23 protein-coding genes and 1 tRNA gene are annotated in these 22,720 nt (G+C 71.7%); 3 read left to right on the top strand and 21 right to left on the bottom strand.

Translation table 11 applies throughout. The annotated features are described in order from the left end of the window. The 12 genes from raiA to D6718_09290 form a co-directional block, all read right to left on the bottom strand. The gene (raiA, locus tag D6718_09345; GenBank protein RMG44805.1) at positions 1 to 357 is read right to left on the bottom strand and encodes a ribosome-associated translation inhibitor RaiA; all 357 of its coding nucleotides are present in this window, start codon (positions 355 to 357) and stop codon (positions 1 to 3) included. A 91-nt stretch (positions 358 to 448) separates the two neighbouring features. Continuing rightward, on the bottom strand, positions 449 to 1,900 hold the full coding sequence (gene rpoN, locus D6718_09340; GenBank protein ID RMG44804.1) for an RNA polymerase sigma-54 factor: 1,452 nt from the start codon (positions 1,898 to 1,900) through the stop codon (positions 449 to 451). Between the two features lie 111 nt (positions 1,901 to 2,011). Then, positions 2,012 to 2,713, bottom strand: coding sequence for an LPS export ABC transporter ATP-binding protein (lptB, locus tag D6718_09335; protein RMG44823.1), 702 nt, complete (start codon positions 2,711 to 2,713; stop codon positions 2,012 to 2,014). A 74-nt stretch (positions 2,714 to 2,787) separates the two neighbouring features. After that, positions 2,788 to 4,737, bottom strand: a complete 1,950-nt coding sequence (locus D6718_09330) for a hypothetical protein (protein RMG44803.1) — start codon at positions 4,735 to 4,737, stop codon at positions 2,788 to 2,790. Positions 4,738 to 4,774: 37 nt separating this feature from the next. Continuing rightward, complete coding sequence (locus tag D6718_09325; GenBank protein RMG44802.1) at positions 4,775 to 5,551, bottom strand: hypothetical protein; 777 nt, start codon at positions 5,549 to 5,551, stop codon at positions 4,775 to 4,777. A 72-nt stretch (positions 5,552 to 5,623) separates the two neighbouring features. Next, positions 5,624 to 6,349, bottom strand: coding sequence for an AAA family ATPase (locus D6718_09320; GenBank protein RMG44801.1), 726 nt, complete (start codon positions 6,347 to 6,349; stop codon positions 5,624 to 5,626). A 1-nt stretch (position 6,350) separates the two neighbouring features. After that, positions 6,351 to 7,232 (bottom strand): RNA polymerase sigma factor RpoD/SigA, encoded by an 882-nt coding sequence (locus D6718_09315; protein RMG44800.1) that lies wholly within the window; start codon positions 7,230 to 7,232, stop codon positions 6,351 to 6,353. Positions 7,233 to 7,409: 177 nt separating this feature from the next. Further along, the gene (locus D6718_09310) at positions 7,410 to 7,835 is read right to left on the bottom strand and encodes an Hsp20/alpha crystallin family protein (protein ID RMG44799.1); all 426 of its coding nucleotides are present in this window, start codon (positions 7,833 to 7,835) and stop codon (positions 7,410 to 7,412) included. Positions 7,836 to 7,930: 95 nt separating this feature from the next. After that, entirely contained in the window at positions 7,931 to 9,832 is a 1,902-nt protein-coding gene (gene dnaK / locus D6718_09305; GenBank protein RMG44798.1) for a molecular chaperone DnaK, read from the bottom strand. A gap of 64 nt (positions 9,833 to 9,896) precedes the next feature. Further along, on the bottom strand, positions 9,897 to 11,234 hold the full coding sequence (locus D6718_09300) for a DUF4388 domain-containing protein (GenBank protein RMG44797.1): 1,338 nt from the start codon (positions 11,232 to 11,234) through the stop codon (positions 9,897 to 9,899). Between the two features lie 3 nt (positions 11,235 to 11,237). After that, positions 11,238 to 13,190, bottom strand: a complete 1,953-nt coding sequence (locus D6718_09295; GenBank protein ID RMG44796.1) for a hypothetical protein — start codon at positions 13,188 to 13,190, stop codon at positions 11,238 to 11,240. After that, a complete protein-coding gene (locus D6718_09290; GenBank protein RMG44795.1) occupies positions 13,190 to 13,633 on the bottom strand; it encodes a DUF1844 domain-containing protein in 444 nt (147 codons plus the stop codon). The genes D6718_09295 and D6718_09290 overlap by 1 nt, the downstream gene beginning before the upstream one ends. Positions 13,634 to 13,810: 177 nt before the next feature. On the opposite strand from D6718_09290, the gene D6718_09285 reads away from it, so the two are divergent. After that, on the top strand, positions 13,811 to 14,593 hold the full coding sequence (locus tag D6718_09285; protein ID RMG44794.1) for a nucleoside triphosphate pyrophosphohydrolase: 783 nt from the start codon (positions 13,811 to 13,813) through the stop codon (positions 14,591 to 14,593). Positions 14,594 to 14,609: 16 nt separating this feature from the next. Here D6718_09285 and D6718_09280 read toward each other — a convergent pair whose 3' ends face one another. The 4 genes from D6718_09280 to murJ all read right to left on the bottom strand — a co-directional run bounded on the left by D6718_09280 (position 14,610) and on the right by murJ (position 18,599). Then, complete coding sequence (locus D6718_09280) at positions 14,610 to 15,560, bottom strand: acetyl-CoA carboxylase carboxyltransferase subunit alpha (protein ID RMG44793.1); 951 nt, start codon at positions 15,558 to 15,560, stop codon at positions 14,610 to 14,612. A gap of 104 nt (positions 15,561 to 15,664) precedes the next feature. Further along, entirely contained in the window at positions 15,665 to 16,540 is an 876-nt protein-coding gene (gene xerD / locus D6718_09275) for a site-specific tyrosine recombinase XerD (GenBank protein ID RMG44822.1), read from the bottom strand. A 20-nt stretch (positions 16,541 to 16,560) separates the two neighbouring features. Then, the gene (locus tag D6718_09270) at positions 16,561 to 17,022 is read right to left on the bottom strand and encodes a D-tyrosyl-tRNA(Tyr) deacylase (protein RMG44792.1); all 462 of its coding nucleotides are present in this window, start codon (positions 17,020 to 17,022) and stop codon (positions 16,561 to 16,563) included. Further along, positions 17,019 to 18,599: a murein biosynthesis integral membrane protein MurJ gene (gene murJ / locus D6718_09265; GenBank protein RMG44791.1), complete on the bottom strand. Its 1,581-nt coding sequence runs from the start codon at positions 18,597 to 18,599 to the stop codon at positions 17,019 to 17,021. Before murJ ends, D6718_09270 begins: the two co-directional genes overlap by 4 nt. Between murJ and ssb the strand changes: the two genes are divergently transcribed. Continuing rightward, on the top strand, positions 18,466 to 19,134 hold the full coding sequence (gene ssb, locus D6718_09260; GenBank protein RMG44821.1) for a single-stranded DNA-binding protein: 669 nt from the start codon (positions 18,466 to 18,468) through the stop codon (positions 19,132 to 19,134). The two genes, murJ and ssb, sit on opposite strands and share 134 nt — an antisense overlap. A 56-nt stretch (positions 19,135 to 19,190) precedes the next feature. Further along, positions 19,191 to 20,090: a hypothetical protein gene (locus D6718_09255; GenBank protein ID RMG44790.1), complete on the top strand. Its 900-nt coding sequence runs from the start codon at positions 19,191 to 19,193 to the stop codon at positions 20,088 to 20,090. Positions 20,091 to 20,100: 10 nt separating this feature from the next. Here D6718_09255 and D6718_09250 read toward each other — a convergent pair whose 3' ends face one another. The 5 genes from D6718_09250 to rocF form a co-directional block, all read right to left on the bottom strand. Continuing rightward, positions 20,101 to 20,817: a hypothetical protein gene (locus tag D6718_09250; protein RMG44789.1), complete on the bottom strand. Its 717-nt coding sequence runs from the start codon at positions 20,815 to 20,817 to the stop codon at positions 20,101 to 20,103. Between the two features lie 25 nt (positions 20,818 to 20,842). Then, positions 20,843 to 20,919 (bottom strand) — tRNA-Arg (locus D6718_09245). A gap of 60 nt (positions 20,920 to 20,979) precedes the next feature. Continuing rightward, positions 20,980 to 21,501 carry an adenine phosphoribosyltransferase gene (locus D6718_09240; GenBank protein ID RMG44788.1) on the bottom strand — a complete coding sequence of 174 codons (522 nt, stop codon included), beginning with the start codon at positions 21,499 to 21,501 and terminating at the stop codon, positions 20,980 to 20,982. Beyond that, a complete protein-coding gene (locus D6718_09235; GenBank protein ID RMG44787.1) occupies positions 21,488 to 21,805 on the bottom strand; it encodes an acylphosphatase in 318 nt (105 codons plus the stop codon). The genes D6718_09240 and D6718_09235 overlap by 14 nt, the downstream gene beginning before the upstream one ends. Continuing rightward, the gene (rocF, locus tag D6718_09230) at positions 21,802 to 22,692 is read right to left on the bottom strand and encodes an arginase (protein ID RMG44786.1); all 891 of its coding nucleotides are present in this window, start codon (positions 22,690 to 22,692) and stop codon (positions 21,802 to 21,804) included. The genes D6718_09235 and rocF overlap by 4 nt, the downstream gene beginning before the upstream one ends. Positions 22,693 to 22,720 lie beyond the last annotated feature (28 nt).

The following is a 22,720-nucleotide window of genomic DNA, read 5'->3' as shown; positions in this document are numbered from 1 at the left end:
TCACGCCTGGCCGCCCTCGGCCGTCGTGGGTTCCGCCTCCTCCAGACGGCGGATGGTGGGCGCGCCTTCGCGCCGGTCGGAAAGCCTCGATGTCTTGTTCTTGCGCAGCCGCCGCGCGAGGACGTCCACGGCTTCGTGGATGGTGGCGTACAGATCGTCGCCCGTCGTTTCCCCGGTATGAACCCCGGTCCGGCCGCGGGCGACGATGGTGCAGGTGTAGCGGTGCTTCTCGGCCGCCAGGGTCACGTGAATATCCAGGTCCTCGACCAGCCGACCGAGCTTCGAGATCTTCTCCTCCGCGTGTTCCCGGAGCGCTGGGGTCAATTCAAGATGCCGACCGGTGATATCGATCGTCATGCTCTCCCTCCGACAAGAGGCACCAACTCGGGTCGACGGCGGCCGCCCCGCCGGGCGGTGCCGTCATGGCACGACGCGGGCGCGACACGGGTCAACGCGCGCGCCGTTGGGTGGACGGCGGTATGCGGAGCTCCTCCCTGTACTTGGCCACGGTCCGGCGCGCGATCTTCAGTCCCTCCCGGCGCAGCAACTCGGCGATAGCCTGATCGCTGAGGGGCTTCTTCGGGTCCTCCTCGCTGACCAGGCGCTTGATCTTCTCCTTCACGGTCAGCGACGAGACGGCGCCGCCTCCGGACGACGCGATCCCGCTGTGGAAGAAGAAGCGCATCTCGAACAGGCCGCGCGGCGTGTGGATGTACTTGTTGTTCACGACGCGGCTGACCGTGGACTCGTGCATCTTGATGTCCTCGGCCACGTCGCGGAGCACGAGCGGTCGAATGTGCTCGATACCGTGATCGAGGAAGGCGCGCTGGAATTTGACGATGCTCTTGGCCACCTTGCCGATCGTCCGCTGCCGCTCGTCGAGGCTCCGGATGAGGCGGAACGCCGCCTTCAGCTTCTCCCGGACGAAATGGCGCGTCTTGGCGTCGATCGTCTCGTCGGTCGCCTGGGCCAGCAGCCGCTTGTAGGCGGGAGAGATGCGGAGCCGGGGCAGGCCGTCCTCGTTGAGGATGACGCGGTAGTCGTCGCCGTCCTTGATGACGTAGACATCCGGCGTGATGTAGGTCGTCGTCTGGGGGTTGTACTTCTCCCCGGGGCGCGGGTCGAGCTGCCGGATGACGTCGAGGGCCTCCTCGAGCTCCTCCTCGTCGATTCCCAGCTCCTTCGCGAGAGTGTCGTAGCGACGGCTTTCGAGCAATCCGAGGTGGTCGTGCACGATGCGCCACGCGGGCGAATCCGCGAGGCCCGCCACCTCGAGCTGGACCAAAAGGCACTCGCGAAGGTCCCGGCTCGCGACGCCGACCGGGTCGAATCTCTGAATGTGCCGGCGGACCCGCTCGACCTCCTCGACGGTCCAGGTCTGCCCTTCGGGAGCCATCGCGGCGATCTCTTCGGCGGTCGCCTCCAGATATCCCTTCTCGTCCAGGTTGCCGACGATGGCTTCGCCGATGGTGCGCTCCCGCCCGCGCAGCGAGCCCATCTCGAGCTGCCACAGGAGATGGTCCGAGAGGTGGTCTTGCCCCCTGAGGATCTGCTCGTAGGGAGGCAGCTCGTCGTTGGGGACCTCCCGCGCGCCCCGCACGGGCTGGAACGTGTCCTCGAGGTCCTGGAAGAAGGAGGCGTAATCGATGTCGTCGGGATCCCGCTCGGCATCCTCGCCGGCGGTGACCTCGCGCTCGGGGGTGTCCGACGCCTCGTCGGACGTCATCTCCGTTCGCGTCCCCGCTTCCTCCAGCGCGGGGTTGTTCTCCAGTTCCTGGCTGATCTCCCCCTGCAGCTCGAGCTTGCTCAGCTGGAGCAGGCGGATCGCCTGCTGCAGCTGGGGCGTCATGATCAGCTTTTGCCGGAGCCCGACCTGGAGCTTTTGTTCGAGACTAGGCATCAACGCCCCAGTGCGCCCATGTCGCTCCCCGAGCGCCGACGCGTCCGGAGCTTGGCTCCGCCGCCGGGATCCCGGGCCGCCCGAGCCGGCGTCCGCAGGAGGCCGCCCGCATCAGCCCAATCGGAAATCCTCCCCGAGGTACACGGATCGGACTTCCTCGTCTTCGGCCAACTCGCTCGGCGAGCCGGCACGGAAGATCCGACCCGCATTGATAATATAAGCGCGGTCGGTTATCTGCAATGTCTCCCGGACGTTGTGATCGGTGATCAGAACGCCGATGCCCTCCCCCGCGAGTCGCCGGACGATCCTCTGGATATCGGCCACCGCGATCGGATCGATTCCCGCGAACGGTTCGTCGAGCAGCATGAACTTGGGCCGGATCGCCATCGCACGCGCGATTTCACAGCGGCGCCGTTCGCCGCCGGAGAGCAGGTAGGCGGGTCGTTCCGCGAGATGCGACAGCCCGAATTCGTGCATGAGCTGCTGGGCCCGCTCGCAGATCTCGTCTTCGTCGTGTCCGAGCGCTTCGAGGACCAGTTCGAGATTCCCCCGCACGCTGAGCCGGCGGAACACGCTCGGTTCTTGCGGAAGATAGGCGATGCCGGCGAGCGCCCGGCGGTGAAGGGGCAACGGCGTGATGTCCTGTCCCGAAAGGCAGATCCGTCCGGCATCCGGATCGAGCAGGCCCACGAGCATCGCGAACGTGGTGGTCTTCCCGGCACCGTTGGGCCCGAGAAGGCCCACGATCTCGCCCGCAGCCACTCGGAGGCTCACGCCGTCGACGATCCGGTGACCGCGGAAGGCTTTCGACAGTCCCGCCGCCTCGAGAACCGCCGCGCCCGCCTTCGGGCGCGCCTCGGTTCCCGCCGGGACCCGCGTTTCGATCGTCACCGGCGCTCCTCGTCCTCTCGCCCGGTCGCGGGCGACGCTTCGATCACGCCGCGTCCCGCGCCGCTCTCGGCCACCGCGGTCCGGCGGGAGAGATCGTACCGCACCCGCCGCGTGCGCAGCACGCCCTGCTCCGGTGTTTCCAGTTCTGCGGGACCGCGCTCCCCGACCAGGATCACGATCCCCGAGGCGCCTCCCTTCCACACCAGGCGGTCCGCCCGGCCTCGCGCCCGGCCCATGGCCAAAGTGGCGGAGCCGGAAGCCTCCAGGTGCGCGATCGCCCCCTCTTCGTCGAGGTCCACGGCGATCCGGTCGGCCTGGACGATCGCCTCCTCCTCTTCGTACCGGGCCGCGCCTTCGACGACCGCCCGGCGGCGCCTCGATTCGTAGTCGAGCGTGGCGCCGCTGACGCGAACGGTGCGGGCCGGGCCTCCTTCCACGGTGCGCTCGAGTCTCAACACCACATCGCCGGCCGCGTGCAGGCGCTCCGCCGCCCGGTCGACGGATAGGCGCGCCGCGCGCAGGGAGGTCGTGCCGAACCAGGCCTGGACCTCTTCCTCGAACAGGACGGGGCCCGATCCCCGCGGAAACGTCACCCGCCGCGAGCGCACCCTGGCCGGCTCGCCGCCGGAGGCGCCCAGGAGCGTGTCCGGCCGGCGGGCGATCGACCGGACCTCGGTGAGCGCTCCGCCCTCGGCCGTCACTTGGCCCGAGGCGCGGTCGAGGAGGAAGCGGGGCGCTTCCACCACGTCTTCACCCTGGGACGCGCGGGCCGGCGAGCCGGTCAGCGTGACCGTGTCCGGCCGCTCCGCCTCCCACAGCAGTTCGTCTCCCCGAGCGGCGAGACGGTCGGGGCCGCTCACCGACACCGTCCCGCGGGCGGCGATGCGGCGCCAGCGGCCCGCCGGACCGCGCTCGGCGGTGAACCGGTCTCCGGCGACCCTCCACTCCGCGCCCGGTTCCTGACCCCGAAGTTCGAACCACGATCGGCCCGAAAGCCGCCAGGTGCCGGGTTCGGCGCCCTCCTCGGCTTCGAGCCGCCCGAAGGAGGCGGAGCCGGCGGCGCCGGCCGAGGAGGGCCGGTACAACACGCTCACCGGATCGCCGGCGGCCGCGCGGCGCGGCGCCTCCCGATCCGGGGTGACCGTCAGCTCCGGTGCGGCGAGCTGGGCCGTGGCGCCGCCGCTCGCGTCGGAGAGGAGGACCGGGCCGCCGATCCGGACGGTCTCCCCCGACTCTTCGGCGTCGAGCGGCAGCGTCGAGGGCCCGCCCAGCAGCCACCGGTCCCGGTCGCCGACGCGGAAGGGCCCGTCGAACACCACCTCGCCGGTCGCGATCCGATAGCGGGCGCGGGACGCTTCGATGTGGAGGGGACGTCCGCTCCAGCTGTCGACGATCAGGCCGCGGTCCGTCTCGACCACTCTTCCGTCCGGCCGGTACACGAAGCCACCGACCCGCGCGAGGATCCGCTGCCCTCTGATCGTCGCCGGTTCGGGTGAGCTGAGGACCCGCGTGTCGGCGTCGTAGACCAGTCGGGCGGTCCGCAGGGTCAGCCGATCGGGATCGCGGACCTCGACGTCCCCGGAAAGGGTGATCAGGAAGCCTCGCCGGCCCCGGTCCTCCACGCGGCCCCTCCGCGCGCGCAGGTCGACGGCCCTGCCGTCCTCGAGATAAGCGCGGAGCCGGCGCACCTCGTCGAAGAAGCGGACACCCCCCTCCCGCGCCCGGAGCGTGCCGGCCGAGAGCTCGAACAGGGGCCGTCCTTCCCGACTCGCCACCCAGGTCAGGCCGCCCTCGATCCGCTCGACCTCGCCCGGATCGGCCGGCGGCGCGCTCTCGACCGGTGGCGCCGCCGGCGGCCGCTTCCGTAGCGTTTCGTAGAGTCCTGCCGCCGAGACCGCGAGGAGGGCGGCGGCGATGACGAGCCAGGAGCGGCGGCGCCCGTTCACGGCGGTTCCCGCCCGCGTCCCGCGCCGGGTCCGTGCCTCAGCGGCCCTGGAATCGCGCGGGGCGCTTTTCGAGGAAGGCCCGGGTCCCTTCCCGCATGTCCTCCGTGCCGAACGTGACCCCGAACAACGCCGCCTCGTAGGCCAGGGCCTCGGGGAGCGGCATGTCCAGGCCGTGGCGGACGGCCTCGATGCAGAGGCGGACCGCCAGGGGCCCTTTCCCGGCGATCTCCCGGACGAGTTCCTTCGCGCGGGCCACCGGATCCTCGGCGACCTCGTTGACCAGCCCCCACGCGTGGGCGGTCGAAGCGTCGATCGGGCGGCCCGTGAGGATCATCTGAAGGGCACGACCCTCCCCCACGAGCCGCGCCAGGCGCTGGGTGCCGCCGAACCCGGGGATGAGCCCGAGACCGACCTCCGGCTGCCCGAAGCGGGCCTTCGGCGAGGCGACCCTGAGATGGCAGGCGAGGGCCAGCTCGCAGCCGCCTCCCAGGGCGTAGCCGTTGACGGCGGCGACCACCGGCTTGCCCGTTTCGTCGATGATCCGGCCGAGGCGCTGGCCCTCGGCGGCGAAGGCGCGCGCCTGCTCGGGCGAGAGTCCGGCCATCTCGGCGATGTCGGCGCCGGCGACGAAGGCCTTCTCCCCCGCCCCGGTCACCACCAGGCCGCGGACGCTCTCCTCTTCCCCCGCGTCCCGGAACGCCTGGACCAGTTCCCGGATGACCCGGCTGTCCAGGGCGTTCAGCTTGTCCGGGCGGTTGATCGTCAGCGTCGTCACACCGTCTTCGTCGGTGCGGAGCACGAGCGGTTCGGGCATGGCATTCCTCCCGCGGCATCACCGCCCGCTCAGGATAGCGCGGAGCCCGGCTCGGCCGCCGCCCCGCCCGGCTCACCGGAACTCGGCGGCCTTGATCTTGCGGCGGAAGTCCTCCCCCTCCATGCGGACCGTCACGCACATCTCCGTCAGGCGCGAGGCGAGCCGCTCCCCGATGCGATCCGCCAGCGATTCCCGCTCGGGGCCGGAGGACATCGGCCGGTTCGTCGTGATGAGGGTGAGGCGCTCTTCGTTGTACCGCTCGTTGATGATCAGGCCGACCGTGTCCTGCATCCAGGGCGTCATCCGGGTCGCCCCGAGATCGTCCAGCAGCAGCACGTCGGCCTCGAGGGCGGGCTCGAGAACCTCCCAGCTCGGAACCTGCGACCGGCGGTCATAGGTCTCCACCAGTCGCCGCAACAGGTCGCCGACCTCGGCGAAGAGCCCCCTGGCACCCCGGTGCTCGACGAGTTCCCGGAGCACCGCCACGGCGAGGTGGGTTTTCCCCACGCCGCACGGGCCGGTGAAGAGGAGGCCGAAGTCGGAACCCGGAAACGACTCGACCACGCGGCGGGCGTAGGCCAAGGCGGTGCGGAGCGAATCGTTGAGAGGGTCGAATTGATCGAGGGTGCAGTGCTCGTAGCGGCGAGGTATGCCGACACCGGCGCGCCGGCGCGCGTCCGCCAGAAGGCGCCGGCAACGGCAGGGTTGCGCCACCGCCGCGTCTTCCGAGCGCTCGACGACGAAGCCGGTCCCGCCGCAGAGCGTGCAGGATCCGGCGTCCGGACCGCCCCCGGCCATGTCAGTTGAGGTAGCTCTGGAGCTGCTGGCACTTGGCCGAGCGGTTGAGCTTCTTCAGCGCCTGCGCCTCGATCTGCCGGATCCTCTCCCGTGAGAGGTTCATCATCTCGCCGATCTCCTTCAGCGTCTTCGGCTCCTCCCCCGTGAGCCCGAACCTGAGGAGCACCACCTTGCGCTCCTTCTCGTCGAGCTCCGCGAGAGCCTGCCGGACCTGGGTCCGGAGCGCCTCCCGCATCAGCACCGCATCCGCCGACGGTATCGTCTCCTGCTCGAGCTTGTCCGACAAGTGGAACTCGTGCTCTTCGTCGATGACCGCCGAGAGGGAGATGTTCTCGTCCGAGACCTGCAGGAGCGTGTTGACGTCCTTCGGGTCGACGTCCATCGCTTCGGCGATCTCCTCGACGGACGGGCGCCGCTGGAGCTCCGACATCAGGGCGGACTGGGTCTTCCCGATCCGGTACAGCAGGTTGGCCTGTTTCTGCGGGAGCCTGAACGGTCCGCTCTGATCGGACAGCGCGTGGATGATCGACTGGCGGATCCACCAGACCGCGTACGTGATGAACTTGACGTTCTTGGACGGATCGTAGCGTTTCGCAGCCTCGATCAGCCCCACGTTCCCCTCGTTGATCAGGTCGAGGAACGACAGGCCGCAGCCGCGATAGCGCTTGGCGAAGGACACGACGAATCTGAGGTTCGCCTCGACCAGCTTCTTGAGCGCCTCCGTGTCGCCGTGTTCGCGGATCCGCCGGCCGAGCTCGCGCTCCTCCTGGACGCTGATCCGCGGGAGCTTCGCGATCTCCTTGAGGTACTTCTTCAGCGATTCGGGCGAGCCCTGGTCACGCTTGCGACGCTCGGTCTTCTCCCCGGTGAACTCGTCCGGCATGCACCCTCCCTCGTCGCACCGCCGTGCGGCCGGGCTCCTTCACACCGGGCGGCGGCGAGCCGGACCGCCGGACGCGGTCCGCTCTCTCCTTATCGGCCGGCGCCGGGGATTATAAATAGGCCAGCTCCGGATCGCCCCGCGGGTGTCCGCCGGGGTCCGCCGGTGGGCGCGACCGCCTCAGCGGGGCGCGGGCGCGGCGGCGCGGAGCGGGATCCGGATGCGGAGGAGGCCGTCTTCGAGGGCTGTCTCCACGGAGGAGAGGTCGACCGGCTCCGGGAGCTCGAACTTCCGGAGGAAGTGCCCGTGGGGCCGCTCCACCTGATGGTAGGTCCAGGACTCGTCCCCCGCTCGATTCCGCGTCCCGGCCACGACGAGCACGTTGCCCTCGGCGTGCAGCTCGACGTCGTCCCGGGATAGACCTGCCAGCTCGCAGGAGATCTCGACGTGCTCGGGGCCGCGCGCGACCTCCGCCACCGGACGCCAGTACCCGGCGTCCCCGTCGGCCACCTCCGCGGAGACGGGAGCCGACAGGAGGTGCTCGAACAGCTTGTTCATGCGGTCCTGGATGGTCAGGAGGTCCGCGAAGGGGTCCCAGCTCTTCACCGCCGCCTCCCCCGCCCGGCGCGCGGGCGGACGCCCCGGCGCGAAAGAGGGCGGCGCGAGGCGCCGCCCTCCGCCGCCGGAAGGCAAACCTAACGTTAATGGCTCGAGCCGGAGTCGTCCACGACCTCCGCGTCGACGACCTGCTCGCCGTTGCCGCCCCCGCCACCTTCCTGGGTCCCGGCGGAACCCGCGCCGGCGCCGGCCTGCCGGTACAGATGCTCCGCGACCTTCTGCCCCACCTGGGTCAGCCGGTCGGTCGCCGAGGCGATCCGTCCGGCGTCCTCCTTCTCGAGGACCTCCTTCGCCTCGGCCACGGCGCTCTCCGCCTCCCCTTTCAGGTCGGCGGGCAGCTTGTCCGCGGCGTCCTTGAGCGTCTTCTCCATGTTCCAGACGAGGTTGTCGAGCCGGTTCCTCGCCTCGACCTGCTCCTTGCGGCGCCGATCCTCCTCGGCGTGGGCCTCGGCCTCCTTGATCATCCGCTCGATCTCGCTCTGCTCGAGGCCCGAGGAGGCCTGGATGGTGATCTTCTGCTCGCGGCCGGTCGCCTTGTCCTTGGCGGAGACGTGCAGGATGCCGTTCGCGTCGATATCGAAGGCGACCTCGATCTGAGGGATTCCGCGCGGAGCCGGCGGGATGCCCGTGAGGCGGAACCGGCCGATGGTCTTGTTGTCCCGCGCCATCGGACGCTCGCCCTGCAACACGTGGATCTCGACCTCGGTCTGGTTGTCGCTGGCCGTGGAGAAGATCTCCGATTTCCGCGTCGGGATCGTCGTGTTGCGGGGGATGAGCGTCGTCATGACTCCGCCGAGCGTCTCGATGCCCAGCGACAGCGGCGTGACGTCGAGGAGGAGGACGTCCTTCACCTCGCCCGCGAGCACGCCGGCCTGCACGGCGGCCCCGACCGCCACCACCTCGTCGGGATTGACTCCCTTGTGCGGCTCCTTGCCGAAGAACTCCTTCACCTTCCGCTGCACGAGGGGAATCCGCGTCGATCCGCCGACGAGCACCACTTCGTCGATATCGGACGCGGTCAGGCCGGCGTCCTTCAGAGCCTGGCGGCACGGCTCCATCGTCCGCTCCACGAGATCCTCGATGAGCTGCTCGAACCGCGAGCGGGTCAGCTTCATCACCAGGTGCTTGGGCCCGGAAGCGTCCGCGGTGATGAAGGGCAGGTTGATCTCGGTCTCCTGGGCGGTGGAGAGCTCGCACTTGGCCTTCTCGGCGGCTTCCTTGAGCCGCTGGAGGGCCATGGCGTCGCCGCTGAGATCGATCCCCTGCTCCTTCTTGAACTCCGCGACGATCCACTCGATGACCCGCTGATCGATGTCGTCGCCTCCGAGATGCGTGTCACCGTTGGTGGCCTTGACCTCGACGACCCCCTCGCCCACCTCGAGAATCGAGATGTCGAAGGTGCCGCCGCCGAAGTCGAACACGGCGATCTTCTCGTCCTTCTTCTTGTCCAGGCCGTAGGCGAGGGCGGCGGCGGTGGGCTCGTTGACGAGGCGTTCCACCTTCAGGCCGGCGATCTGGCCGGCGTCCTTGGTCGCCTGCCGCTGCGCGTCGTTGAAGTACGCGGGCACGGTGATGACCGCGCGGTCGACGGAGTGCCCGAGGTAGGCCTCCGCGTCCTGCTTCAGCTTCTGCAGCACCATCGCGGAGATCTCCGGCGGGGCGTACTGCTTGCCGTCGATCTCCACCCGGGCGTCGCCGTTGGCGGCCTCGACGACCTTGTAAGGGACGCGCTCCGCCTCTTCCTTCACCTCCGCGAATTTCCGACCCATGAAGCGCTTGATCGAGAACACGGTCCGGGCGGGGTTGGTGACGGCCTGGCGCTTGGCCACCTGGCCGACGAGACGCTCGCCCTTGTCGGTGAAGGCGACCACGGAAGGCGTCGTCCGGCCCCCCTCCGCGTTCGCGATCACCGTCGGTTTTCCACCTTCCATCACGGCCACCACCGAGTTGGTGGTCCCGAGGTCGATTCCGATGATCTTCGACATGACGATCAGCCTCCCGGCGGCACCACGAGCCGCGCGCGTTACCTAAGACCGGCCGCCGGGGCCGTCAAGGAGCCGGCGCGGGGCCCCCCGGCGCGCCGGGGCCGGGGGCGAGCCGCCGCTCCCTGACCTCGGGGCCCGGGACGCCGGGAATCGGTCCCGCCTCCGCCAGCCGGTAGCCGCCGTCGATCGGCTCGTACCGGTACGGGCGGCCCCACGGATCGCGGAGGAGCCGGGCCGGGGCCAGCCCGGCCTCGACCAGTTCCTCCAGGCGGCGGGGCCACCGGCCGCTCGCCAGGTACCGCACGCGGAGGGCCCGCTCGAGCCGCGTCAGCCGCGCGCGGCTCACCGCGGCGCGGATCGCCTCGAGATGGCCGGCCGCGGACACGGCCTGGGCCGGCGCGAGCGTGGCGGGCAGCGGCAGCCGGGGCGTCCCGGGCCAGGCGGCGGCGGCCAGGGGATGAAGGGCCGCCACCACTCCGACGGCGGCGGCTAGCGCGACGAGGAGCCCCGCAGCGCGGGCCGGAGCGGCCCGGGCCATGAGCCGCGGTCTCCTCGGTGCCGCCGGGACCTCCCCGTCTCCCTCGGGGGGGACGATCTCCACCAACTCGAGCTCCACGAGCCGGACCAGGGTCTTGAAGGCCTCGAAAGTGCCGAGCTCCGACAGGTCGGCCACCTCGCCGGCCGTTCTCCGGCCGTCCACCCACCGGAGAACCCTCAGCTCAGCCTGGGACAGACCCTTGGGGCCCGAGCTCCGCTCCCCCGCGAGGGGATCCTGGGGGATGAGGTCGAAGTCGATGTCCTGCTCGTAGATCGATCCCGCCGACTCCGGGGCCGAGCCCACCGAGGCCAGAATCTCGGCGGCGGCCGGCCGGGGCCGTGGGATCACGTCCCGGGAGGGGATGGTGCGCTCGATGATCGGCCACTCGTCGACCATCCGCGCGCCTTCCATCAGGAGGTGTTCGGCGGGGATGGGCCGCACGAACTCGCGGTTCCAGTCGACGCGCTCCCCCGGCCGGAAGTCGTATTCGCCGCTGCGCCAGCGGAGGGTGTCGTAGACGGTCTCCGCCATCTGGAGTTCCAGTTCCCGGCGGATCGTCTCGTGGTCGACCCAGCCCTGTTCGACCAGGACGTGGCCGAGCCGCTTCAGGGTGTCCCGCTGGATCCGCAGCGCTTCTTCGAGGCGGGCCTCCGTCAGCTTGCCCCGCTTGACGAGAAGGTTGCCGAGCCGATGCTCGGTCGGCCGCGAGCTCGACTCCGCCGAGACGACGCGCCCCGCGTCGAAGCCGAGGGTCACGCGCTCTCCTTCCCTCTCGAGGACGAGCACGCCCGTCTTCCGCTGCAGGCCGATCAGCTGCAGGATGTCGGTGAGCGAGAAGTCGCCGAGAGTGCCCCGAAGCGCCATCGGTCAGCTCCTGCCCCGCCAGGCCGCGGGGTGCGGCCGGAACCGGGGCATCTGGACGGCGATCCAGAACAGCGCCGCGAAGACCCGAGCGGGGGTTCCCGGCGCCCACGGCTCCACCGTCCGGACGGCGGGCATGAATCCTTCGGGGAAGAGCGCGCCGAGCAGCAGAAAGGCCCACAGGGTGGCGAGAAGGTACCCGGCCCAGGGGCGTCCGTCGTGCACCTGGCCCAGGCCCGGCCAGACGGTGTGGAGAAAGAGCCGCGTCCGGCGCACCCTCCGCAGGTGGCTGTCGATCCGCCGGGTCTGCCGTTCGCGGGCCGCGGGCGCGAGCCCCTCTCTCCGCGTCAGGAGCTGCGTGCAGGCGGCGCAGTTTCCGTCCCCTTCGGCCTCGGCGTGGCATCGCGGGCAGAAGGCACGGCCGCACGACCGGCACCTGCGGCTCGGCAGGCGTCCCGCGCGCACGCGGATCGCCGCGGCCGCCGCGAGGGCCAGCAGTGCGGCGAGGGTCGCCGGGCTCGCCGGATGCAGTGCCGCCCGCATCCCCGGCAGCGCCTCGTCCCGGATCAACCCGCGGGCGACGTCCCGGACGCCGATCTCCGGGTCGGCGACACCGTCCTCCGGGACCTCTTCCTCCAGGCGCGAGACGAGCTCGGCGTCCCGCCGCCGGGCCTCGGCGAGCAACTGCTCCGCCTGGTCGAACTCGAAGTCGGCCAGTTCCACCTGTGCGAGGTTGAACAGGGCATGGACGTCGGCAGGGTCGGTGTCGAGCGCCGCGCGGTACTCGACCGCGGCGGCTTCGCTCTTCCCGATCCGGTACAGCACGTTGCCCAGCAGCACGTGGAGGCGGGGGTCGCTCGGATCGTCCTCGATCGCCGCCCGGAGCAGTGCCACGGCCCGCTCCGGGTGGCGGGCCGCGATCATCCGCGCCTGGAGCACCTTCCACAGCGGGTCGTCGGGGTGCTCCAGCTCGAGTTCCCTGAGCATCGCGAGCACATCGGGACGGAACGATCCTTCGGCCGCCTCGACGGCGACGCGGGCGGCAGGGGAAGCGAGGGCGCGGGCGGCGGCGGCGACCAGTCCGGTGGCGGGATCGAGAAGAGCGACCAGCGCCGCCAAGGCGAACAGCAGCCGGCGGGCGGGCGGCGCGGCCACCGGCACGAGCGCCACGAGCCAGATCAGCAGGATCCACGGCCCGAGGACCACGACCGCCGCCGGTGCGAGGACGGCGGCCCAGCCGGCCGTCCGGCGCCAGGCCGGGTGCCAGGCCCGCGGCGTGCGCTCCTCGATCTCGTGGGCGAGCGCCGGCGCGTAGGCGGCGAACAGGACGGCGAAAGCGGCGAGTCCGGCCAGGAACAGCGCCGCGAGGCCGGCCGCGGCGAGATCGAACCCGAAGACCCAGCGCGACCAGAGAGGCTGCCACCGGGCGACCACCGCCCGGCCGGCGAGCGGCACGACCTCCTTGATGCCGCTCCCGGTCCACAGACGCACTCTCGCCTCGTTCCACCAGGCGGCCGCCTGCCGGTCGTCCAGTTCGTGGCCGAGCCGGAAGGCCTCGACCGCGGCGCTCAGCGCCCCCTCGCGCTCCGCTTCCCGCCCCTCGAGGACCGCGGCGTCGGCGAAGGCCGGGATCCGCGCGATGCCCTCCTCGCGCAGGAACTGCCGCAGCTCGAGCGCGGCGCGGGCGGCACCCGCCCGGTCCCCTTCCGCGAGGAGGCGCCGCCGTTCCCACCACCGGGCCTCGATTTCGTTCAGGAGCTCGCCCGTTCCGGCGCTCGCCGCCCTCGCCCCCGCGATTTCCGGGGCTGGGGGTCCCGGCGGAGCGTTCCGGTCCTGGGCGCCGGTGGAAGCCCACGCGCTGGCTCCCATGAGGAGAGCCGCGGCGATGACCGAGCGCCCGGCGCCCGAGCGGGGGCGGCGGAGCGCGGGGCCGACTGCACCGCGGGCGCCCGGCGGCATCACGGCTCCCGGCGGCGCTTCAGCTCGACATACTGCAGCTCGAGCTCGAACAGCGCTTCGGTGAGCAGGCGGTCCTCTTCCTCCGTGCGGCGCCCCTCGGTTTTCGCCTTGAGCAGCCTCAGGCTCTCGATCGCGCTGCGGGCCGCCCCGAGGTCGATCTGGCGGCGGTCGGTCTCGGGGTGCGGAACGACACCGAGCCCGGCGAGACCGAGAAGGAGGAAGGGGCGCACGAGGTCGGCGAAACCGACCGGGAGCCCCTCGTCCCCCCCGCCTTTCTCCATCCGCAGGACGCCTCCGCCCGGCAGGGGAACCTCCCCAGGGGCGCCCCGCTCCGGCCGCCGCTCCCCCGTCGTCGGGTCGAACCGCCGCCGGTCCTCGGTACGGATTTCGCGCGGACGGGAGTCCTCACCTCCCGGCCGGCCGCTCCCGCTCCTCTCGGCCATCGCACCGGCTCCCCTGATGGACGCCACGCTTCAATGTAGGCTCCCCGTCCCGAGGAATCACCGGCGGCCCGCTTCGGCCCCGCGCAGGGCGGGGCGCAGGCGGCGCCGGAGGCAGGATAGCATTGGCGGCGGGGCCGGCGCGGAAGGGATGAACGGCGGCGGATCGGGGCGGATCTCATGGAAAAGGGCCAAAGCAGACCGATCGACGACCTGCTGGCGATCATGGCGAAGCTCCGCGGTCCGAACGGCTGTCCGTGGGACCGCGAGCAGAGCCCCGCGACGCTCCGGAGTTACCTGCTCGAGGAGGCGCACGAGGTCGCCGAAGCGATCGATCGGGGGGATTGGTCGGCGTTGCGCGAGGAGCTGGGCGACCTCCTGCTCCAGGTCGTGTTCCTCGCCCGGATCGCCGAGGAGGAGGGCCGGTTCGGCTTCGATGACGTGGCGGCGGGGATCGCCGAGAAACTGGTCCGGCGGCACCCTCACGTCTTCGGCGGCGCACCCGCCTCCGATGCCCGGGAAGCGTTCGACCGCTGGGAGGCGATCAAGCGCGCGGAGAAGGGCGAGGCGTTCCGTTCCCGGCTCGCCGGCCTTCCGCCCAGCCTCCCGGCGCTGCTCCGCGCCCATCGGCTCGCCGAGAAGGCTTCCCGCGCCGGCTTCCGCTGGCCCGACATTCCGGCGGTGGCGGGGAAGGTCCGCGAGGAGCTCGCGGAGCTCGAGTCGGCCGTGAGGACCGAGGGGCGCGGGCGGGTGGAGGAGGAACTCGGAGACCTTCTCTTCGCGGCCGCCAGCCTCGCCACGCAGTTGGGTCTCGACCCGGAAGCGGCCCTCCAGAAGGCCAACGCGAAGTTCGCCGCCCGGTTCGAGCACGTCGAGCGCGCCGCGGCCGCCGACGGCCGCCATCTCGAAGAGCTCGATCCCGGGACCCTGGACCGGCTCTGGGACGAGGCGAAGGGGGAGTAGGTCCCGAGAGATCGGGTCAGGCCCGGACCTCCGTGAACCGCCCGATCCGGCGGAATCTGCGGTACCGGTCGTCGACCAGCTCTTCCGGCCCCATCCGCTCGAGTTCCGCGAGCTGGGCCGCGAGTCGCTCCCCCACGCGCCGGATCGCGCCGGCCGGATCCGCGTGCGCCCCGCCCGGCGGCTCTTCGATCACGGTGTCGACGATGTCCAGCTCGGCGAGGTCGGGGGCGGTCAGGCGGAGCGCGTGGGCCATCTCCGGAGCGCGGCCGGCGTCCTTCCAGAGGATCGAGGCGCATCCCTCGGGGCTGATGACCGAGTAAATCGCGAACTCCATGATGTTCACGCGGTTCCCCACGCCGATCGCCAAGGCGCCCCCCGAACCGCCTTCCCCGATCACGGTCGCGATGATCGGAACGCGGAGTCGAGCCATCTCCCGGAGGTTGACCGCGATGGCCTCCGCCTGACCCCGCTCTTCGGCGTCGATGCCGGGGTAGGCGCCCGGGGTGTCGATGAAGGTCAGGATGGGCCGCGAAAAACGCTCGGCGAGCTGCATCACCCGGAGAGCCTTGCGGTACCCCTCCGGCCGGGGCATCCCGAAGTTCCGGCGGATCTTCTCCCGCGTGTGACGTCCCTTCTCATGGCCGACGACCGCCACCGCCCGCCCGTCGAACCGGGCGAACCCCGCCACGATCGCCGGATCGTCGCCGAACCGCCGGTCGCCGTGGAGCTCGACGAAATCGGTGGTCAGACCCCGGATGTAGTCCAGGGTGTAGGGCCGGCGGGGATGCCGCGCCACCTGCGTTTTCTGCCACGGATCGAGCCGGCTGTAGATCTGCCGGCGCAAACGCTCCAGCTTCGCCCGCAGGCGGGCGATGTCGGGCGCGAGGGACGGATCCCCCAGGGCCGCCAGCTCCTCGATCCGCTGCTGGAGGTCGAGGATCGGCTTTTCGAACGCGCACTCCGCCACCGACGCCCTCCGGCGGCCCCTGTCCGGTGCCGCCCGCCGCAGGGTCAAGCATAGCGCGGCGCTCCCCGCCGCTGTCGAGCGGCCCCCCGCCGCCGGGGCGGGAATCAAGCGCGGGGATGGTGCCGATCGTACAGCGCCCGAAGCCGCTCCCGCGCGACGTGCGTGTAGATCTCGGTGGTGGAGATGTCGCGGTGGCCGAGCAGCAGTTGGACGCTCCGCAGGTCCGCCCCGTGCTCCACGAGGTGGGTGGCGAAGGAGTGCCGCAGGACGTGGGGCGAGATCCGGTCCGGCGGGATTCCCGCACGGCGGGCGAGGGATCGGAGCCGGACCCAGAAGCCCTGCCGGGACAGGGGCCGGCCGCCGCGTCCCGGAAAGAGGACGTCCCCGGCCGGATCGAGCCCTTCCCGTCCGGCCTCGAGGTAGCGCCGGAGCGCCGCGAGCGCCTTTCGGCCCAGCGGCACCACGCGCTCGCGCCGGCCCTTGCCGGTCACGCGGACGAGTCCCCGCCGCAGATCCACCTCCCGAAGTCTGAGGGAGACCAGTTCCGACACGCGCAATCCGGTCGCGTAGAGCACCTCCAGCATGGCGCGATCGCGGAGCGAGCGCGGATCGTCGCCGCGCGGCGCTTCGAGGAGCGCCTCGATCTCTCGCTCGGAGAGCACTCGGGGCAGCGGGCGGCGGCGCCGCGGGGCCTCGACCGCCCGCAGCGGGTCGTCCGGCCGCTCCCCTTCCTCCCGGAGGAAGCGGAACAGCGCCCCGAGGGCGGAAAGCCGGCGCGCGCGGGTGGCCGCCGACAGCCCGCGGGCGCGCGCCGCCCGCAGCCAGCGCTCGACCTCCTCCGCCCGCACGCGAGCGAGCCCGGGGCGCCCGGACCGCTCCAGGAACCGGGCGAGATCGAGAAGATCGCGGCGGTACGCCTCGACGGTCCGCGGGGAGAGTCCCCGGACGGCGAGGAGGCTGTCCGCGAGCCGGTCGATCAGGGCCCGGTCCCGACCGGGAATCACGGCGCCTCTCCGCACCCGGGCCCGTCGAGAAGGAAGGTCACCGGGCCGTCGTTGACCAGCTCGACTTCCATGCGGGCACCGAACCGGCCCTCGGAGGTGGGCACCCCGGCGGACCGCAGGGTGCCGAGAAAACGGCGATAGAGCGCCTCCGCCCGCTCCGGCGGCGCCGCCGGATCGAAAGAGGGCCGCCTTCCCTTCCGCGTCCGTGCGGCGAGGGTGAACTGCGAGACGACGAGCGCCGCGCCCCCCACCTCCCCCACCGTCTTGCGCCAAAGGCCTCCGCTTTCGTCGGGGAACCACTTCATCGCGGCGACGCGCCGGGCGTACCAGTCCGCGGTCCGCTCGTCGTCACCGCTTTCCACGCCGAGGAAGACCAAAAGGCCGCGGCCGATGCTGCCGACCTCCTCCCCGCCGACGCGCACCGACGCGCGGAGCACCCGCTGGACCAGCACCTTCACCGGAGCCTTCCTCCGAACCAACGGCCTGCCGCCGCCCGCAGCCGCGTCGCCTCGGGCAGGCCGGAGACGAGCACGCCCGCGCCGACCACCGCCAGGCCGACCGCGATCTGCAGGGCGAGCACCGCGGCCTGCCCCACGAATCCGCGGTCGGGACAGGCCCACGCTCCGAGGCGCCCGACCGCCAGCGTGGCGGCGACCATCGCCGCCGAGGAAAGGAGGGCGGTCGTGGCGGCCCGGCCCACCGACAGTCCGGCGAGCGGCCCGGACATCTGCCGGAGGCGGAATCCCGTCCAGGCCGCATTGACCCAAGCGGCGATCCCCGTGGCGAGCGCGAGCCCCCCGTAGGCGAGCGGCCCGATGAACGCGAAGTTGAGGGCGATCTTCACCAGGACGACCGAGGCGGAGATCCGGACCGGTGTCCACGGGTCCTTGAGCGCGTAGAAGGTCGGGACGAAGACCTTCACGAGCGCGTAGCCGGGAAGCCCCACGGCATAGAGCGCCAGCACCTCCGCGGTCGCCCGGGTGTCGGCCGGACCGAAGCGCATGTGCTCGTACACCACGCGCACGATCGGCACCCCGAGGGCGATCAGGGCCGCGGCCGCCGGAACGGTGAGCAGGAGGGTCATGCGGATCGAGGTGGCGAGGGTGGAGCGGAAGCGATCGCGGTCGTTGCGGGCCAAGTCCCGGGACACGCCGGCGAGGTTGGCGGTGGCGATCGCGACGCCGAACAGGCCGATCGGCAGCATCCACAACCGGAAAGCGAAGAAGAGGTAGGAGACGGGACCCTCGCCGAAATACGAGGCGAGTTGGTTGTCGACGAGCACGTTCAGGTAGGTTGCCGCCACCGCGAACATCGCCGGTGCCAGTCGCGCCATGATCTGCCGGAAGGCCGGGTCGGAAAGGTCGAGGACGGCCCGGTGGCGGTAGCCGTCCCGGGCCACCCCGGGGATCTGTGCCGCGAGCTGCAGCAACCCGCCGAGCACCGCCCCCGCCGCCAACCCCGTGACGGCGGGCCATCCGTGCTCGGCGAGCCGCGGCGCGAGCAGCCAGCCACCGGCGAGGACGCCGACGTTGAACAGGGCCGGCGCGAGAGCCGGGACGAAGAAGCGGCCGTGCACGTTGCCGAGCCCCATGAGAACCGCGGCGAGCGACACCGTCACGAGGAACGGCGACATGATCTGGCCGAGTCGCGCCGTCAGCTCGAGCTTCTCGGCGGGAAACCAGTAGGCCACCGACAGGGCGTACCACCGGGCGAAGGCGATCACCGTCAGCGCGAACAACCCGGTGACCACCGCGAGGGCGTTGAGCACCGACGACGCGAGCCGGAAGGCGGCCGCGCGTCCCCGCCGCTCCAGCGTTTCCGCGTACGTCGGCACGAACGCGGACGAGAGCGCGCCCTCGGCGAGGAGGTCGCGCAACAGGTTGGGGATCTTGAAGGCCGCGATGAAGGCGTCGGTCTCGGCCCGGGTGAACAGGGCCGCCATCGTCATCTCGCGGGCCAGCCCGAGAACCCGGCTCATGCCGGTCGCGAGCGACACCGCGCCGGCGGCCCTGGCGATGCTGGGGTGGCGGCTCATGGCGGCCGATTATCGCGCATCCGCAGGCCGTTTCCCGCTGGCGGAACGGCGGCCCGCCGGCGCCTTGACCCCCGGAGCGGCGTGTGCGAGGCTGCCCGCCCGGGCGGCGGCCCGGGAGGAGAGACGACCCATGGCATCGCTGGCCAAGGTGATCCTGATCGGCAATCTCGGGCGCGACGCGGAACTGCGGAGAACTCCCGGCGGCACGACGCTGGCCGATTTCTCGATCGCGACGAACGAGCGCTGGACGGACAAGAACGGCACGCAACAGGAGCACACCCAGTGGTTCCGCGTCACGCTCTGGGGAAGGCAGGCGGAGGCGCTCGCGCCGTACCTGACCAAGGGGAAGCAGGTCTACGTCGACGGCACGCTCCGGGCCCGCGAGTACACCGACCGCGACGGCAACCGGCGGACGAGCCTGGACGTGCGCGCGGACACGATCACGCTGCTCGGCCGGGCCGGGGAGGCTCCGGTGGTCCCCGAGGAACTCCAGCAGGACGACGGCGAACAGACCGACGCCGACATCCCGTTCTGATCCGGCGCGTTTGCCGGCCCGGGACGGGGGCGGTATAACCGCTCGAGCCGCGCGCGATGCGGGAAGGACCGCCCCGCGGCGACGAGAGACGCGTGGGAACGTTCGGGTTCGGCGGCCGTCTTGCGGTCGCGGCCGGCCTGCTGCTGGCCGCCGCGCCGGCGCCCGGTTACGAGAACGAGAAACCGACGCTCCCGGCCGACGGTCAGGTGGTCGGCTCCAAGTTCGAGTTCTACATCGCGGCGGACGGGAAACCCGGTGTCGAGGAGTTCTACCGCGTCGAGGTGGCGACCGAGGACGAGTTCAAGCCGGAGCAGGTCGTCCTCACCATCGACATGCGTGACAACCGGAGGGGATGGGTCCTGGGGACCTCGTACGGCCTGAAGGACGTGCCCGAGGAGTACCGTCCGGTCAACTACGAGGGCATTCACTACAGGGTCTTCAACCGGCTGAAATCGGGCGAGTACTACTGGCGCGCGCTCAAGGCCCTCGGCGGGGGGGAATGGACCCCGCTGGGACGTCCGATGAGATTCCGGGTCGACCGAACCCCGCCCGGCCCGGTGGAGGAAATGCGGCTCGCGCGACGGAAGGACGGCGCGATCGCGATCTCGTGGGCTCCCGTGGTGTCCGATGCCGAGGGAGAACCGGAGCTGGTGGCGGGCTACCGGGTGTACCGCTACGCGAAGCTGCTCAAGAGGTATCCGCCCTCCACGCGGTTCCTCCTGGCCGAGACCGATCGGCTCGAGGTGGTCGTCCCCGCGGATGCGGTCGAGGGCGAGCGGATCGTCTTCTTCCGCGTCCAAGCCGTGGACGAGGTCGGCAACGAACTGAACCGGCCGCTGCCGGCGCCGATGGGCAGCTTCGAAGCGAAGTTCCATCCGCCGGACGCGGACCTGCTGACCAACCCGGAATACCTCAAGAGGTTGTCGGAGGAAGCCGGGACCGGCGACGACCACTGAGCCCGCCGGTTCACTCGAGCCGAGCGAGCGCGTCTCGCGCCTCGTCGGCGGCGGCGGAGTTGCCGTACAAGTCGATGATCCTCTGGTACGCCTCCCGCGCGCCGTCGGTGTCGCCCGCCGCCTCGCGCGCGCGGGCCAGACCGGCGAGCGCGAGATCGCGGGGGTAGATCTCCCGCTCGGCGTCGGCGAGGCGCTGCCAGACCGTCACCGCCTCCTCGTGCCGTCCCGCCCCCTCGAGCGCCAGGGCGTATGCGGCCTGGATCGGGCCTCCCAGCGTCGGATCGTCCTTCCACTCCGCATAGGCCGCCTCGAGGTCCTCCAGGGCGCCGTCGTCCCCCGCCTGCAGGCGGGCGATGCCCCGGAGGGCGCGGGCCAGGCGGGCGGGCGGCGCGCTCCCCTCGGCCGCTTCCGCGAGGCGAGCCACCGCGGCGCGGGCGCGGGCGGCGGGGTCCGCGAAGCTCGGCCGGTACGGATCGGCGGGACGCGCCTCGTCCGGGGAGGCGAGCGGGGCGGTGATGGCGGCGAGACCCTGGGAGACCCACTCCGCGGTGCGGGCCCGGCGGGCGGCGCTCATGCTCCAGTAGCCCCACGCGCCCAACACCACCACCACGACGACCGCGGCTCCGACGAGGAACGGCTGCGGGTTCGCGCCGACCCGTTCGACCAGCTGCATCGTCCGCTCGACGAACTCGTCGTGCTTCATCTGGTGGCGCTCGGTTCGATCCATGAGGTCCTCCCCGTTCGAGGGCTGGTGGTAGGCCCGGCAGGACTTGAACCTGCGACCTTCGGTTTAGGAAACCGCTGCTCTATCCGACTGAGCTACGGGCCCTCCGGCCGTGCAGGTTAGGCCGTCGGCGAGCGCGCGACAAGTCGCGCCCGGCCGGCGGTCTCAGTATCTCAAGAGGCTCACCACCGGGCCGTCCTCGAGGCGGGAGCGGCCGGCGAGCGCCTCGAGCTCGATCAGGAAGAGCAGGCCGGCGACCTCTCCGCCCGCCCGGCGGACCAGCCGGCACGCCGCGGCGGCGGTCCCGCCGGTCGCCAGCAGATCGTCGACGATCAGCACGCGCCGGCCGGGGCCCACGGCATCGGCGTGCATTTCGAGGCGGCCTTCCCCGTACTCCAGCGAGTAGCTCTCCTGAAGGGTCCGGGAGGGCAGCTTCCCCGGCTTCCGGATCGGGACGAACCCGGTGCCCAGCTGCCTGGCCAGCGGCGCCCCGAGGATGAATCCACGCGACTCGATCCCGGCGACCAGGTCGGGCGAGAGCGCCTCCGCCTCCCGGGCCAGCCGCTCGAGGGCGGCGCCGAACGCCGCCGGGTCGGCCAGGAGCGGCGTGATGTCGCGGAACAGGATCCCGGGCTTCGGGAAGTCGGGGACGTCCCGCACGTAGCGCTTGAGGTCATCCACGCTCATCGACATCCTCCGGCGGAACCTCGTCGAGAACCTCGAAACCGCTGAGCCCGCGGGCGGGAGCTTCCTCTTCCTCGACGCGATCCACGCGGGCGAAGCGCGCGCCCCGCGACAGGTCGAAGGCGAACTCCGCCAGCCGCTCCGGCGTTCCTTCGGCGCGCACGATCAGGGACCCGCCCTCGCCCGGCGCGATCCACCCGGCGATACCGAGGGCCCGGGCACAGGTGCGCGCGAAGGTCCTGTAGCCGACCCCGCGGACCTTTCCGTAGACCCTGAACGTGCGGCCGGCGGTCACCGTCGGCCTCACAGGATCCGTTGCCCGACGAGGGAGGCCAGCAGCTCCACGCCGATGTTGCCCGTCCGGTTCCGTTCGTCCAGCATCGGGTTGATCTCGACGATGTCGGCCGAGCGCACGCGGCCGTCGTCGGCCAGGAGCTCCATGAGCAGGTGAGCTTCGCGGTAGGTCAGGCCGCCGGCCACGGCGGTCCCGACGCCCGGGGCCGTCATCGGGTCGAGGGAGTCCATGTCGAAGCTCACGTGGATCCGCCGGTGGTGGCTGAGCCGGACCAGGGCCTCGCGGGCGCAATCGGCCACTCCCCTCTCGTCGATCTCCCGCATCGTGTAGGCGCCGACGCCGAGCCGCTTGAGCAGCTCCCTCTCGCCGGGGTCGACGTCGCGCAGCCCGAACAGGATCACGTCGGCCGGACCGAGCTTCGCTCCCGCCCTCCCCACGTCGACGAGCTCCGCGAGGCCGTAGCCCAGCAGGGCCGCGAGGGGCATCCCGTGGATGTTGCCGGACGGGGAGCTCTCCGGGGTGTTGCAGTCGGCGTGGGCGTCGATCCAGAGGACTCCCGCGGGCTCCGCGTGCGTCACGCCGCCGATCGAACCGATCGCGATCGAGTGATCGCCCCCGAGGAACAGCGGGAACCGCCCCTCCTCCACCGCGCGCCGGGCGAGCCGGTAGACGCGCTCGCAGACTCCCCGGATCGCCGGCACGCAGGCCAACCCCCCCGCCTCCCTCACCGAACCGCGGACCGGCACCTCGACGTTGCCGGCGTCTTCGACCTCGTACCCGAGGCGGGAAAGCCGTGCCTGCAGGCCCGCGTAGCGGAGGGCGCTGGGGCCCATGTCCACGCCCCGCAGAGCCTGTCCCAGGTCCTGGGGGACGCCGATCAGCCGGATGTGAGAGGCCATCGCGCTGCTCCCCGTCCCGGGTCCCGGG

Source organism: Acidobacteriota bacterium (genome assembly GCA_003696075.1).
Lineage (GTDB): Bacteria > Acidobacteriota > Polarisedimenticolia > J045 > J045 > J045.
Note: the sequence above shows the minus strand (reverse complement) of the source record. Positions and strands in the feature narration are given on the sequence as shown.

Bases quoted from the DNA above. Each gene is read 5' to 3' on its own strand.
- raiA (RMG44805.1), bottom strand. From the start codon at position 357: ATGACGATCGATATCACCGGTCGGCATCTTGAATTGACCCCAGCGCTC.
- rpoN (RMG44804.1), bottom strand. From the start codon at position 1,900: ATGCCTAGTCTCGAACAAAAGCTCCAGGTCGGGCTCCGGCAAAAGCTG.
- D6718_09325 (RMG44802.1), bottom strand. From the start codon at position 5,551: ATGCCCGAACCGCTCGTGCTCCGCACCGACGAAGACGGTGTGACGACG.
- D6718_09320 (RMG44801.1), bottom strand. From the start codon at position 6,349: ATGGCCGGGGGCGGTCCGGACGCCGGATCCTGCACGCTCTGCGGCGGG.
- D6718_09315 (RMG44800.1), bottom strand. From the start codon at position 7,232: ATGCCGGACGAGTTCACCGGGGAGAAGACCGAGCGTCGCAAGCGTGAC.
- dnaK (RMG44798.1), bottom strand. From the start codon at position 9,832: ATGTCGAAGATCATCGGAATCGACCTCGGGACCACCAACTCGGTGGTG.
- D6718_09300 (RMG44797.1), bottom strand. From the start codon at position 11,234: ATGGCGCTTCGGGGCACTCTCGGCGACTTCTCGCTCACCGACATCCTG.
- D6718_09295 (RMG44796.1), bottom strand. From the start codon at position 13,190: ATGCCGCCGGGCGCCCGCGGTGCAGTCGGCCCCGCGCTCCGCCGCCCC.
- D6718_09290 (RMG44795.1), bottom strand. From the start codon at position 13,633: ATGGCCGAGAGGAGCGGGAGCGGCCGGCCGGGAGGTGAGGACTCCCGT.
- D6718_09285 (RMG44794.1), top strand. From the start codon at position 13,811: ATGGAAAAGGGCCAAAGCAGACCGATCGACGACCTGCTGGCGATCATG.
- ssb (RMG44821.1), top strand. From the start codon at position 18,466: ATGAAGGCGTCGGTCTCGGCCCGGGTGAACAGGGCCGCCATCGTCATC.
- murJ (RMG44791.1), bottom strand. From the start codon at position 18,599: ATGAGCCGCCACCCCAGCATCGCCAGGGCCGCCGGCGCGGTGTCGCTC.
- D6718_09255 (RMG44790.1), top strand. From the start codon at position 19,191: ATGCGGGAAGGACCGCCCCGCGGCGACGAGAGACGCGTGGGAACGTTC.
- D6718_09250 (RMG44789.1), bottom strand. From the start codon at position 20,817: ATGGATCGAACCGAGCGCCACCAGATGAAGCACGACGAGTTCGTCGAG.
- D6718_09240 (RMG44788.1), bottom strand. From the start codon at position 21,501: ATGAGCGTGGATGACCTCAAGCGCTACGTGCGGGACGTCCCCGACTTC.
- rocF (RMG44786.1), bottom strand. From the start codon at position 22,692: ATGGCCTCTCACATCCGGCTGATCGGCGTCCCCCAGGACCTGGGACAG.